Raw genomic sequence first — 14,227 nt, forward strand, 5'->3', positions numbered from 1 at the left:
AAAGACAAAACTCGTAGAATGACCGATAGATTTGTCCTTAATAAGGTGTGTTAAAGACAAAACTCGTAGAATGACCAATAGATTTGTCCTCAATAGAACGGTCACATCAAAAGTTACTTAGAAGAACAAAAAAGAGGAGCGGATAAAATGAGAATCATGAAGGATGTACGCATTCCAATGCGTGATTGCGTCCATATCGCTGCTGATATCTACCTTCCAGATGGAGTAGAAAAAGTACCAGCATTACTTGCACTTAGCCCTTATGGCAAGGAACTGCAAGCACAAGCGTTAACATTACCTCCACAAGCACGCCCAAGTCATCTTTGGAATGGTGCAATCGAGGCAGGCGATATTCGTGCAGTGATCGAACATGGCTATGCACATATTATTGCAGACGTACGTGGTACAGGTCACTCTGAAGGTGAAATGTGCGGTAACTACAATTCAGGTGGTCATGGCGACGGAAAAGATATCTATGACCTTGTTGAATGGATGGCAGAGCAAGATTGGTGCGATGGGAATATCGGGATGATTGGGATTTCATACTTTGCTTCGGTTCAAATTTTGGGTGCAGCGGAACAGCCGCCACACTTAAAAGCAATCTTTGCAAACGGAGGTCATTTCGATCTTTATGAACTTTGCTATCATGGCGGTATTATGTGGCTAATGCCTCGTGCTTCTCGTGAAGGACGCGGCGGTGATAGCGGTAACGCATTCAATAACGTAGCAAGTAAAACATCGAAAGTTTTCACCCCAGAAGAGATTAAAGATAAAACACAAGAACGATTAAATGACCCGGATATTGCACATTGGTCCGATTTTGTTCACCTACTACATTACCCAGACCGCCACGAACTATGGATGGATTACTTATTAAATCCACTTGACGGCCCATTCTGGCAAAAAGATAGTGCAATCGAAGTTGCACATAAAGTTGAGATCCCAACCTACTTCCAAGCAAAATGGGGCCGCGGTTGGAACGTGGAAGGCACAATCGAATGCTTCCACAAAGTATCAGGCATTAAAAAGCTTGATATACAAGCACTCCCGCCGATGTTAGAGCGTCCATTCCATGAGAATCATGACGAAATGTTCCGCTGGTATGATTACTGGTTAAAGGGCATTGATAATGGCATTATGGATGAACCAACCGTTCAGTTTTCTGTAGAAGGTTCTTACAAGTGGCGCAAGGAAAATCACTGGCCATTGCCTTATGAAGAAAAGAAAGCGTTTTATCTGCGTCCTCGCCACAAAATTAGTGAGAAAAGAGAGCCATTAACATCACAATATGCACATCCAGACGGCTTCTACCAAGCACCATTAACCGTTACAACAACATCTGAAAAGATTAAATGGACAAGTGATAAATTCCTTGAGCCTGTAGAAATGACAGGAACAGGTGCTTTGTATATTTTTGCTGAGATCGATACAGATGATACTAACTTCATTGCCAAACTATATGATGTAGACCCAAGCGGCAAACGTACTTTAATGACATCAGGGTATCTAAAAGCCTCACATCGTGAATTAAATGAAGAAAAATCAACCTACGGTGAGCCTTGGCACCCGCATAACCGTGTGGTACCAGTCACACCTGGTGAAATTAACGAGTATGGTATTCGCTTATACCCATTCTCCTTCTTAATTAAAGCTGGACATCGTATTGAATTAGACCTTGCATGTAACGAACCACTTGATGGAGAAGAGGCAAAATTATTACCGCCAGATAGCTATCACTTACCAAGTGGTCGTGCAACAACCCACAAAATCTATCGAGACGCTGATCACCCATCACGTTTAGTTTTACCTGTTATACCAAAACAATTCGATGTTACTAATCAATCATAAATGACGGCTTACTGAAAAAGGGACATCAACAGTACCTTACGAGGTGCTGTTGGCCTCAGCAATACCGAAAAGGGGTGAACAAAATGATAACAAATCCCGTACGTGTGATACCCATTGAATGTAAATTTGGGCCCATTGCGGCATTTGCCTATTATGTTGACGCGCCAGAACCAGCCATTATCGATACCGGTGTTAGTATTTCGGCAAGTCAAGACATAGAGCCAACCTTGGCACAACATGGTATCCGCATAGAAGACATTCGCTGGATCTTACTAACCCATGGTCATGTGGATCATCTTGGCGGAGCTTATGCAGTTTGGGAGAAAACAGGACGGAATGCAAAAGTCGTTATTCCAAAAAAGGAAGCACGACTCTTGCGTGATAAGAATGAACAAATCGTTGATTACAAGTCACTACAAGGAAAATACATTACTGATTCAGCTATACAAGAAAAGCATATTTCAATGCTAACAACAGATATTGGCGGCATAATCGAACCGGATTTGGAGGTAGTGGACGGAGACTCCATCCACCTTGGAGGTGATATCACGTTAAGTGTGATTGAAACTCCAGGACATTCAATTGGCTCTGTGACCTTTGTCTTGGAAGGGTTTGATTGGGCTTTTGCGGCAGATGCAGTACAAATGTATGGCGGGTTAAGCGGTATGCCAACAATAGAAAACTCACGTCTTTATCGTAAAAGTATAAAACGTTTATTAGAAGAAGTTCGTCCTAAGCGATTATTCTTAGGTCATCCATTCCGCAATAAAGATGGTCATTTGCAAAATGCACAAGTCGAATGTAAGAAAGTTGCAGAGGTGTTAAAAGCAAGTCTTGATATGGACACTAAATTAAAAGATTTAGTAAAACGACATCTAATCAATGGACGACATGCTGAGCAGCATGAACTCTATGGACCATTTGGATCGATTGCAGATGAGATCGGCTATACAGGTGATCCAAGGCATTTACCTTGCGCATTCTTTGTCACGATGAATGGTTACCAAGAAGAACTAATTGGTACGGAGATTAAACGAGAGGAGGAAAATCGAAATGATTCAGAAAAGGTTTGAAACAACTGCAAAGGCAGTTGCTGATATACAGGATGGGGCAACGCTGCTTGTTGGAGGATTCGGGGGAAGCGGATTGCCATCACATTTAATTGCGGCTCTCGTTGATCAAGGAGCGAAGAACCTTACAGTTGTTTCCAATAATATTGGAGCTGTTAGTGATGGTGTTGCCGCATTAATCAGTAACAACCAAGTAAAGAAAATTATCTGCTCATTCCCTGTTGGTCCACATGCTGACGATTTAATTGCACGTCTTCAGAATGGCACGATCGAGTTAGAAATATCCCCACAAGGAACTTTAGCAGAGCGAATCAGAGCAGGCGGCGCAGGGATACCAGCATTTTTCACACCAACGGCAGCACACACTGAACTTGGAGAAGATAAGGAAACACGTATGTACAATGGTCGTTTGCACGTCTTAGAACAGGCTATTATTGGTGACTACGCTTTTATCAAAGGGCATCGAGCAGATCGTTGGGGAAATCTTGTCTACAATAAGACACAGCGTAATTTTAACCCTGTAATGGCGACGGCTGCGAAAATTACCATTGCTGAGGTAGATGAAATCGTTGAAGTCGGAGAATTAGACCCAGAGAACATTGCTACTCCAAGTGTCTACGTGCATCGTTTAGTAAAATTGGAGCCCGTGCGTGAAGGGAGGGTGTTAATAAATGGTTAAAGATCAACAAAAGGTTGGATGGTCAAAGATTGAGTTAGCTACGCGAGTAGCACAGGACTTAGAAGATGGATGGTTCGTGAATCTTGGTATTGGTATTCCTACACTTGTGGCTGATGTTATACCGGAAGGAAGGGAAATTATTCTTCATAGTGAGAACGGTCTGCTTGGCCTAGGGCCGAAACCAGAACCAGGTCAGGAGGATATGGACCTGGTTAATGCAGGCAAGGAACCAATCACATTAAAACCGGGTGGGTGTTTCTTTTCGCAATCAGACTCCTTTGCCATGATTCGTGGCGGCCATCTTGATGCAGCAGTACTGGGTGCATTTCAAGTATCGACGGAAGGTGATCTTGCCAGTTGGAAGGTTCCGAACGATCCTCTTGGACGGGTTGGAGGCGCGATGGATTTAACAGTTGGCGCAAAACGTATTTTCCTTTGTATGCAGCACACCAGTAAGGGAAAGCCGAAAATTGTAGAGGAATGTACGTACCCATTGACTGCACCGCGCTGTGTAGATCGTATCTATACAGATCTTGCGGTAATTTATGTTACAGATGAAGGTCTTGTTGTCCATGAGCTCGCACCTGGAGTTACATTTGAATACCTGCAGGAGCGTACGGCAGCAAAGCTTAAGATTCATGCCACCGGACTTGCTCAAGGAGATACTGCAAAATAATGGTAAAGCATGCGATAAAACCAACCATTGATCGCAGTTCATCGGTGCCGCTATATAAACAAATCAAGGAAATATTGATGAAGGAGATACAGGCTGCTGTCGGTGAAACTGGTCGCCCCATTAGTACAGAGTATGAACTTGTTCAGCGCTTCCACGTTAGCCGGGCGCCTGTTCGCCAGGCGCTGAAGGAGCTGAAGGAGCTGAAGGAGCTGGCTGATGAAGGTTATGTTTATCGAGAGCGGGCGAAGGGCACTTTTCCTGTTCAAGAACTACCAGTAAGACCACCTGGGTTAGAGTTAGGAGGACTCGTTCGATTCCTTCGTGATCAAGGTTTAGATTGCTCTTCGAAAATATTAAGTATGGACCGTTTGTTATCTACAGAGAAACTGTGCACGATTCTGGGGCTGAAACCTAGTGATAAGCTTTTCCGAATATCACGTTTAATCTCTCTCAAAGTGAAGCCGCTAGTATGGACACAAACCTATTTGTTAGTTTCGGAGGATATCCAATTGAGTAAACAAGAGGTTGAGAAGGTGGATAGTATCTTTATGCTTCTAGAGAGTGAACAAGGCATTTTCGTTTCACGTGGTGACCACCAAATCTGTGCCACAAATGCTTCCAGCATGGAGGGAGAGCTTTTGGGTATCAAATGCGGGGACTCTGTTCTCGTAATAGAAACAAAGTTATACACACGAAATGATAGACTCATAGGCTGGAGAAGAGCTGTTCATAGAGCTGATGACTATAAGTTTTCTTTCACAGTTAATCGCTAAGATAGGCCATAGATGAGTGTGTATCTACGATATACGACAGGGGGGATAATAGGATGTCAAAAATAAACATTTCCGACGTTGTAAATGAAGGAAAATTTAACCGCTTTCATATTGGATTATTAATTTGCTGCTGCTTAATTATTGTTTTTGATATGTTCGATCTAGTTATATATGGATCAGTAATCCCTATTCTAATGAAGGAATGGTCCATATCCCCTGTTCAAGCAGGAGCCATTGGCAGCTACGGATTTTTCGGAATGATGTTAGGAGCCATATTCTTTGGTGTGTTGGCTGACAAATTTGGCAGAAAAAATATTCTTATTTTATGCGTTGTCTTATTTAGTATATTCACGTTTTTATGTGCATTTGCGCCCGGTCCAACACCGTTTTCTATCTTCCGATTTATTGCAGGAGTAGGGATTGGCGGGGTTTTGCCAAATGTGATTGCATTACTGACAGATTACGCACCGAAACACATGCATAACACGATGGTATCAATTGTCATGTGTGCCTTTTCAGTCGGTGGAATTTTAGCAGGTCTTATAGGAATTTACTTTATTCCTCTTATGGGCTGGAAAAGTGTTTACTGGGTAGCAGCGATTCCACTTTTGCTCATTCCATTTATGATTAAGTATTTCCATGATTCTCCCGCAATTTTGTTGATGAAGGGTCGAATAAATGAACTTCGTTTCGTCCTTTCAAAGGTTAATGACAGGATAACCTTGCCTCCAGATGCTGAGTTTGTATTAAGTACAGATAAAGAGGATCCTAGTTCTCCGGTTCTTGCATTATTCAAAAATAAGCGCGCTCTTGGTACGGTTATGATCTGGATTGCCTTTTTCATGTGCTTACTCATGATTAATGGGGTAAGTACTTGGCTTCCTAATTTGATGTTTAGTGCCGGCTACCCGCTTGGTTCTAGCCTAAGCTTTATGATTGTTTTAAATATAGGCGCTATTATTGGAACGTTAATCCTTGGGGGTCTTGCAGATAAATTTGGAGTTAAAAAAGTGCTTGTTCCAATGTTTATCATGTCTGCTGTTTCCTTAACGCTCCTTGGTTTTAAAAATAATATGGCGATTTTGTATCTATTGGTATTTATAACGGGTGCATGTACGATGGGGGCTCAAAACATTTCCTACTCCTTTGTATCACAATACTACCCTCCATTAATGCGTTCAACAGCTATAGGGTTTGCTTCGGGAATTGGAAGAATAGGAGGAATTATAGGACCAACCTTTGGAGGTGTTCTAGTTTCTCTTAATCTATCAGCGCAAATGAATTTTCTCTCGTTTGCCATTCCGGGTATTATAGCTGCTCTAGCATTTTCATTTGTGCCGTTGAAAATAACTGCTAACAAAAATATAAAAGAAAAAGATATTGCATAGGAGGGAAATGTTTATGAAATTAAAGTCAGAATTAAGAATTGCTATTCTAGGTGCGGGTATTGGCGGTGCGTCAGCTGCAGTAGCTTTACGTCATGCAGGATTTAATGTCGACGTCTATGAGCAGGCAGCAGCTATAAAAGAGGTAGGGGCAGGTATCGGTTTGCGTCCGCCATCCATCCAGTATTTCGAGAAATGGGGGCTTAAGGAGGAAATTGAGAGAGTAACACATAAAAGTGTCCAAATAGAAATCCTTTCAGAACAAGCGGAAGTATTACTTAAGGAGCAATGGCCGGCATTAACAGATGACCCGAATGAAAAATGGGCGAGATTAATTCATCGCGCAGACTGTCTGGACACGCTTATTAATGCCATACCATCTGAGTACATCCATTTGAATCACAAATGTAAAAATATTGTTCGCCATGGAAACTATGCAGAAATCGAGTTTGAAAACGGTGTTAAAGTGGAAGCCGATTTGGTCATTGGTGCAGATGGTATTCGGTCCCTAACGCGAAATCTATTTTTCAGTCAAGCTGAGCCAGTATTCCACAACTATCATGCTTATCGTGCGCTTGTTAATGAGGATGAAACATATGGGTTAGCTACTGGTGACACACTTCGAATTGTTGCAAATGATAAAGTCAATTTATATCTTCTGCCGTTACAATATCGAAAACAGGTTTCCGTCGATATTACCGTACCACACCATGACCGAACTGGCAGACCAAACGTGCCGAAAGAAGACATGCTTAATCAATTAAAGAACTTCCATCCTAACTTCCAGAAGATTGCCGAAGAAATTAATCATTGGGATGTTCGTGCACTATATGACATCGACCCAGTCCAACAGTGGAGCAATGAATGCATCACTCTGCTGGGGGATGCCGCACACTCAATGCTTCATAACCAAGGTCAAGGTGCAAATATGGCGATTCAAGATGCAGGGGTATTGGCTGAATGTTTACTTGACGCTGAAACTGTTGCGGAAGCTTTACAAAAGTATGAAACTCAAAGAAAACCAGTTTGCCATTTATTCCAAAATTTATCTCGACAGTTCCATAACGACAAAGAAGATACATTTTTCCCAGAAAAAGAATTCTTTGAAAATAAATAATGCAATTTAATAGCACAAATAGATATCAGAAAATTAGATAGAGTGGGAATATTCCGTTGTGCATTTGATAAAATATGCGACGGATTGAAAGACGGAGGTTTCGAAAATGCCAGTACATCCAGAAATAAAAAAAATATTAGATATTATTCCAAAATCCGATTCTAAGCCAAAAATCATTCCAGAAGAACATAGAAAAATGTTCGATTCACCTGTTTTACCGGTAGAACAACGAGTGCAAGTTTATTCTGTCGAGGAGAGAATCGTTCCGACTGATGAAGCAGATGTACCAGTAAGAATTTATACGCCAAACGAAGCAGAGTCTTATCCAATTCTCTTGTATTTCCATGGTGGCGCATTTATGTCGGGTACTTTAGAAAGTCATGATGAAGTGGTTCGACCGATTTGTAAGGAATCAGGCTATAAAGTTATTTCTGTAGGTTACCGTCTCGCTCCTGAGCATCCATTTCCTGCTGCATTAGTAGATTCCTATAATGTTACAAAATGGGCAGCAGATCATAAAGACGAATTAAAATGGGATGGAAAAAACCTTGCCGTTGCTGGGGATAGTTCTGGCGGAAACTTAGTTGCAGCGGTTTCTCTAATGGCTCGTGATAAAAGGGAATTTACGATTACAAAGCAAGTACTATTTTACCCATCCCTAGACCTTGATTTTAGTGAATTTCGTTACCCATCTATAGTAGAAAATGGAAAGGGGTATTTCGTTGAGAGCGATCAACTTGCAGAAATTAACTCCTTTTATTTATTAGGGAATGTGGATACCGATAATCCGCTTGTTTCACCGATTCGAGAAGAGAATTTAGAAAACCTTCCCAAAGCTCTTGTCATCACAGCAGAATATGACCCATTTCGTGATGAAGGGGAACTATTTGTGGAGAATTTAAAAAACTGCGGTGTACATGCTGAGCTAAAAAGATATGAAGGTGCGACACATGGCTTCTTAGGCAAATTTACGCATCTTGATGAGTATAAAGACGTTTATATACGTACAGCAGATTTTTTAAAGTCTTAGTAAAAATTCTTAAAGTCAATTCATGTCGTCTGGCAGTAGGTAAATAGATTTCTAGGGAAGTGATCATCTGGCAGTAGCCATAGGAACTGCAGTTGGTCACTTCCGTTTCATATGTAGGTCATTAATACTAGTGCTGACGATTTAGCCTAAAGGGGGTGGGCATTGGCACTCTATATGTAGAACGCTTAATATCATAGTTAATTTCTCAAGACTGTTAAAAATATTCACAATCTTCTAAATTTTACTTCTTAGTACACCACAATTTGTATTCCTATTTCTTGGATATTAATACGGACCAATACTGTACACTTTTTATTTTAGTACGGTCACATTAATCCTCGAAATCCAGATGATTGTCATTTTTTATCAATCAACTCGGTATCTACGTATTTTATGATTTATTTTAAAACGCTAATAATACGTGATTTTAAGGAAGGGTGTTTAATTTAATGAAAAATAAAAAGTTTTGGACGTATGAAAATAAGTTAGTCGTAATCGTCTTCTTCACAATCGGTTTTGTATTCTTTGACCGTTTAGCCATTAACTACTTATTCCCAATGATTTCTGTAGATTTAGGGCTAAACTATACGCAATTGGGATTACTGGGGGCAGCTCTTGCCTTAACCTGGTCAGTTTCTGGTCCATTAGGCGGGTTCATATCAGATAAAGTTAAGAGTAAGAAAACTATGTTAGCAATTTTGGTATTTGCATTCTCTGTTGTGTCATTAATGCACGGTTTAGCACAATCCTTTGCTATGTTATTCGTACTGCGTTTATTAATGGGGATCGTAGAAGGTCCACTGATTCCACAAACACAATCGATTTTAGCAATGGAATCGTCTCAGCACCGTAAAGGATTTAACTTAGGTTTCACCATGAACACAAGTAACGCTTTATTCGGCAGCATTTTAGCGCCTGTAGTTATCGTCGCATTAGCAACAAATTTTGATTGGCATACTGCATTCTATTTAACAATTATTCCAGGAATTATTTTAAGCTTTGTCATTCTCAAATCCGTCAAAAATCCCGATCCAGTGAAATTTCACGCTATGCATACAGTTAAATCGACTGAAAAAGTTAAAGTGAGAGATGTTCTTAAGCACCGTAATATCTGGTTATCAGTTGTTATTTTCAGTTTGGTAATGACAACACTTATGGCGTTCCAAATTTTTGGACCCACCTATTTAGTACAAGCTAAAGGTTTATCTGAAACAACCATGAGTTTCGTAATGGCTTCATTTGGAGTGGGGTATGCAATCTTTGGTTTCTTAATCCCGACATTATCTGAACGCACTGGCCGTAAACCTGCTGCATTGGTTTCAGGGTTTTTGTTAATTCTCATTCCACTATCAATCGTTTTCGTGGATTCGATTCCATTAATGATGCTTCTATTATTTATCGGCTCTGCTGGTTCAGGAGTAATCGGAATGTCGATGTCTGTTATTCCAGTTGAGTCTGTTCCATTACAGTACTCAGGTCTTGCTATTGGTCTAACAATTGGGATTGGTGAGTTAATCGGAGGCTTTTTAAATCCAATGGTGAATGGTGCTTTAGCAGACATTTATGGGATTCAAACACCATTATACGTTGCTGCTGCGGCTGGTGCCCTTGCATTCATATTAGCATTTTTATATAAGGAAACAGCACCATCTAAGGTTCAGTTAACTCCAAATCAAGATGTTAAAACTAGTTTCCAAGTATAGTATTAATGTATAGAAGGAGAGCAGGATAAATGTCGCGAAAACTTTTACTCTTAGTTTTGTTAATAGTTATGGTAATTAGTGGATGTGGTACGAAAGAGTCAGCTGATAAAAAGCCGTCACAAAATAAAAATGGCAACTCCACATTTGATGAAGTACCTGCTGGTTTTCAAGTTGTGATTGTTGGTTCAGGCAATCCAAAAACGGAGGTTGGCCGTGGGGCTCCAAGTACATTAGTACAATATAAAGATAAATTTTTCTTAGTCGACAGCGGAGAAAATACAACGAGTACACTATTAAAGATTGGTCTGCCTGCAGAAAAAATTACAAATATGTTGTTTACACATCAGCATGTTGACCATAATGGAGGCTTTTGGAACTTTTTCATTGATGGCTGGCAGGGACCTACAGGAAGACGTTCCCTAAATCTAGTCGGACCTCAAGTCCAAGAACTATATAATACGACAGTTAATTTCTTTAAGTCGGATTTAGAGTATCGTTCTAGTTTAGGCTGGCCAAAGGATGGAATTTTTACAAATGTAAGTATTCAAGATTTTACAGAGGATAAATATAAGTTCGAGCTCGATGGCGTGAAAATTTCATCTATTCCTGTCCCACATACTGTTCCAACCTATGCCTATCGATTTGATGCAAAGGGACAAAGTGTAGTGGTATCAGGTGATTTAACCTATTCTGAGGAATTTGCAAAGTTTGCAAAGAATGCTGATATTCTAGTGATAGATGGAATGTTAGCAAGTGATTTTTCCTTCGTCCCAGAACAGGCGCGGGAAAGTCTAAACAATGGTTTAAAGCAATCGCATGCTACACTAGAAGACCTTGCCAAAATGGCAGCAGATGCTAAAGCGAAAAAAGTTGTCTTAACCCATATTGGTCTAGGTAAGGTAGACATACCTAGTATATCAAAAGTATTTTCAGCTGCAGGCTATAAAGGAGAAATTATTGCTGCTGTGGATGGGCTTGCGATTAATCCATAAATCAAAAAGAATATATGGTTTTTTTTAAACTTAAATCCAGCCTATTTTCTATAGAAAAGGCATTTGTCCAATGCAAAAGAAAGCAATTTGAATATCATTTTATTAGGGCATACCTCCTCAGATAAAACTTGTTGGGTCGGTAATCGACCCTTTTTTTTTATGGATTGATTGTAACCCCTTTATTTCATAATTTATTGGCTGTCTTTTAAATGTTATGATGGGAGTAAACAAATGGGATACATATCACAAAACACGGATGGGGGAAAAATATGAAGATTTATACAAAAACGGGTGACAAAGGGACTACATCATTAATATATGGTCAAAGGGTCGTGAAAAATGATTTACGTGTTGAGGCATATGGGACCTGTGATGAAACGAATTCAATGATAGGACTAGCGATAAGTTTTTTAAGAGATGAATCTTTTCAAAAGAAAGAATTAATAGAGAATATGTATCATAAAATACAAACAAATCTATTTCATGTTGGAGCGGAGCTGGCAACCCCTAAGGGGAAGGAAGTAAAGTGGTCTCTCAATGCCAGTGATATTGAAGAAATGGAAAAGCAAATTGACGAATTAAATGAATCCCTTCCAGAACTCACTAATTTTATCCTTCCTGGAGGACATTCCGCTGGTGCAGCATTCCATGTTGCTCGTACAACAGCCAGAAGAGCGGAGAGATGTGCAGTTTCGTTGGGGGAAGATGTTAATTCTCTTGTATTGGCTTACTTAAACCGACTATCAGACCTATTATTTGTTACGGCTCGTTATGTTAATCATACTCTAGGGATAAAAGAGCAGACCCTGCACCAAGAAAAATAATAACAATTGCCTAATAATGATATAACAATATTGACAAAAGTAATAATTACTTAGTAAACTAATTATAACAATTATAATTTAAGAATATTTTTGGAATAGAGGTGCATGGCGATGAATCAGTTAAAAGAAGCATTGGAAACTTTAAAAGAAACTGGAGTACGTATAACTCCACAACGTCATGCGATACTTGAATATTTAATAAACTCGATGTCACATCCTACAGCAGATGATATCTATAAAGCCCTTGAAGGAAAATTCCCTAATATGAGTGTGGCGACAGTTTACAATAATTTACGAGTATTTCGTGAGGTAGGTTTAGTAAAAGAATTGACATATGGTGACGCTTCAGCAAGGTTTGATTTTGTAACATCACATCATTACCATGTGATTTGTGAGAGCTGTGGAAAAATCGTTGATTTCCATTACCCAGGATTAAATGAAGTGGAACAACTTGCTTCACATGTTACCGGATTTAAAGTGAATAATCATCGTATGGAAGTTTACGGGACTTGTCCTGAGTGTACCAGTAAAGAAGTGCATTAATATTGAAAAAAGCCGATTAAGCTATCGGCTTTTTATTTTTTGACTTTTTATTATAGGATTCATCAAACTCTTTGCCTTCCAGATTCGGATCAAGGGTCAAAGGTTCACGACAATACATACACATATCCACTTTCCCAAGCATTTTCGTGTGTTTTCCACAGCTTGGACATTTTACTTGAATCGTTTTCGTTGATAACATCCCGATCCAGAAGTAAACGACGGTGCTTGCAATAATAAATAATAGTCCAAAAAGCATAAAGATGGTCATAATAAGTGGAGAGTTGCGAAAGTATATTCCACCGTACATAACAATAAAGCCAATAAATATTAAGGATAGTGCAAAGCTGCGTATTTTATTTATTTTACTTGAATATTTAGCCATATTTCTCCCTCCTAGACAAACTATAACATATTTACTTCTCCTGAAAAAATGTTATGTTAAAGAATGTCGAAATTTGTCTTCTATATTAGAAGGAAATTCTTTATTACTGTCGAACATATAGTTATCGAGAAAAATGGAGGAATGATGAATGAAAGACATTCTTCGGCCCATTTATCAGGAACGGGCTAGTCAATCCAATACACTTGGGGTATTGATGATAGAAAAGAGACATAAATCAAGTTATTCTACGGACACCTTTGATGTAATTCTTTTAATCATTGTAAAAGAGGGAGAACAGCCGTTATTAATAAAGCATTATACTTATAATGACAGCAAAGCAGCGATGCATATTATTACGGAGAGTCAATTAAAAGATTGGCTTCTATTAGGTACGAATCGAAAAATATTTGAATGGCTTCATACCGCGAAAATTATATTTGACCGTAATGAATATATAGAAAATCTGAAAACAGAGCTGCGCGAATTTCCTTTCAATGGACGTAAAATTAAAATGGGATTAGAGTTTGCGAAGTTAATTAGAAGGTATGTAGATGGAAAGGGCCTCTTTGAAAATAAACAATACCTTGACGCCTATAATTATGTTGTTCATTCACTCCACCACTTAGCACGACTAGCAGTAATTGAAAATGGACTACACCCGGAATTAACGGTTTGGCAGCAGGTTAAGCAAATTGAACCTGAAATAGTAAAATTATATGAAGAGCTTGTAAACAGTGAAGAGCCCATTGAAAAGAGACTGGAATTATTATTTTTAGCTAGCGAGTTTCTAATTCATTCTCGTACGAAAGTGGGATGTGCTCATCTTCTAGAAGTTCTAAGTACCAAAGAATACTGGTCCTTCAATGAGATTCAGAATGAGAAAGAATTGATCCCTTATTCTGTTGATCTGGCCGTACTTATTGAGTATTTAATTGATAAAGGACTAGTTGATGTTGTTAACCTAGAAACAAAAGGACATGGTATTTTTCATCGATGTTACCAGGTTAGTAAAAAATTATTGTAAAAAACAATAAAACCTATTGACCTTTTTGGAGTTACTTGATATATTAATAACCGTCGCTGCGAACGAATGAATTAATGTTATTGCAGGTGACGGTTTTCTTTTTAAAAAATAATATTGACACTATAAAATGACTTGTGTTATATTATAAAGGTCGCTTACGAGCGAAAGTAATAAATTGCTC

The 14,227-nt window shown here is 39.2% G+C and carries 14 protein-coding genes; 13 read left to right on the plus strand and 1 reads right to left on the minus strand.

The window, feature by feature from the left end; translation table 11 throughout:
• Positions 1-147 precede the first annotated feature (147 nt).
• The 12 genes from BANA01_RS27915 (at position 148) to perR (ending at position 12,640) form a co-directional block, all read left to right on the plus strand.
• On the plus strand, positions 148-1,848 hold the full coding sequence (locus tag BANA01_RS27915; protein WP_063255558.1) for a CocE/NonD family hydrolase: 1,701 nt from the start codon (positions 148-150) through the stop codon (positions 1,846-1,848).
• 83 nt (positions 1,849-1,931) lie between these two features.
• Positions 1,932-2,921 (plus strand): MBL fold metallo-hydrolase, encoded by a 990-nt coding sequence (locus tag BANA01_RS27920; RefSeq protein WP_063255559.1) that lies wholly within the window; start codon positions 1,932-1,934, stop codon positions 2,919-2,921.
• Positions 2,902-3,597 (plus strand): 3-oxoacid CoA-transferase subunit A, encoded by a 696-nt coding sequence (locus tag BANA01_RS27925; RefSeq protein WP_063255560.1) that lies wholly within the window; start codon positions 2,902-2,904, stop codon positions 3,595-3,597. The genes BANA01_RS27920 and BANA01_RS27925 overlap by 20 nt, the downstream gene beginning before the upstream one ends.
• Entirely contained in the window at positions 3,590-4,273 is a 684-nt protein-coding gene (locus BANA01_RS27930; protein ID WP_063255561.1) for a 3-oxoacid CoA-transferase subunit B, read from the plus strand. The genes BANA01_RS27925 and BANA01_RS27930 overlap by 8 nt, the downstream gene beginning before the upstream one ends.
• Positions 4,273-5,046 carry a GntR family transcriptional regulator gene (locus tag BANA01_RS27935; RefSeq protein ID WP_063255562.1) on the plus strand — a complete coding sequence of 258 codons (774 nt, stop codon included), beginning with the start codon at positions 4,273-4,275 and terminating at the stop codon, positions 5,044-5,046. Before BANA01_RS27930 ends, BANA01_RS27935 begins: the two co-directional genes overlap by 1 nt.
• A 53-nt stretch (positions 5,047-5,099) precedes the next feature.
• Positions 5,100-6,434: an MFS transporter gene (locus tag BANA01_RS27940; RefSeq protein ID WP_063255563.1), complete on the plus strand. Its 1,335-nt coding sequence runs from the start codon at positions 5,100-5,102 to the stop codon at positions 6,432-6,434.
• 13 nt (positions 6,435-6,447) lie between these two features.
• Positions 6,448-7,548, plus strand: coding sequence for an FAD-dependent oxidoreductase (locus BANA01_RS27945; protein ID WP_063255564.1), 1,101 nt, complete (start codon positions 6,448-6,450; stop codon positions 7,546-7,548).
• Between the two features lie 106 nt (positions 7,549-7,654).
• Positions 7,655-8,578 (plus strand): alpha/beta hydrolase, encoded by a 924-nt coding sequence (locus BANA01_RS27950; protein WP_063255565.1) that lies wholly within the window; start codon positions 7,655-7,657, stop codon positions 8,576-8,578.
• A 449-nt stretch (positions 8,579-9,027) separates the two neighbouring features.
• A complete protein-coding gene (locus BANA01_RS27955; protein ID WP_063255566.1) occupies positions 9,028-10,281 on the plus strand; it encodes an MFS transporter in 1,254 nt (417 codons plus the stop codon).
• 29 nt (positions 10,282-10,310) lie between these two features.
• A complete protein-coding gene (locus BANA01_RS27960; RefSeq protein ID WP_063255567.1) occupies positions 10,311-11,273 on the plus strand; it encodes an MBL fold metallo-hydrolase in 963 nt (320 codons plus the stop codon).
• Between the two features lie 269 nt (positions 11,274-11,542).
• On the plus strand, positions 11,543-12,097 hold the full coding sequence (locus tag BANA01_RS27965) for a cob(I)yrinic acid a,c-diamide adenosyltransferase (protein ID WP_063255568.1): 555 nt from the start codon (positions 11,543-11,545) through the stop codon (positions 12,095-12,097).
• A 105-nt stretch (positions 12,098-12,202) separates the two neighbouring features.
• The gene (gene perR / locus BANA01_RS27970) at positions 12,203-12,640 is read left to right on the plus strand and encodes a peroxide-responsive transcriptional repressor PerR (protein WP_063255569.1); all 438 of its coding nucleotides are present in this window, start codon (positions 12,203-12,205) and stop codon (positions 12,638-12,640) included.
• Positions 12,641-12,656: 16 nt separating this feature from the next.
• Here the strand turns inward: perR and BANA01_RS27975 are convergent, their stop codons facing one another.
• A complete protein-coding gene (locus tag BANA01_RS27975) occupies positions 12,657-13,022 on the minus strand; it encodes a YgzB family protein (protein ID WP_063255570.1) in 366 nt (121 codons plus the stop codon).
• A gap of 148 nt (positions 13,023-13,170) precedes the next feature.
• Between BANA01_RS27975 and BANA01_RS27980 the strand changes: the two genes are divergently transcribed.
• Entirely contained in the window at positions 13,171-14,046 is an 876-nt protein-coding gene (locus BANA01_RS27980; RefSeq protein ID WP_063255571.1) for a nucleotidyltransferase-like protein, read from the plus strand.
• The last annotated feature ends 181 nt before the right edge of the window (positions 14,047-14,227 follow it).

It is taken from the genome of Neobacillus niacini NBRC 15566 (assembly GCF_001591505.1).
Lineage (GTDB): Bacteria > Bacillota > Bacilli > Bacillales > Cytobacillaceae > Neobacillus > Neobacillus niacini.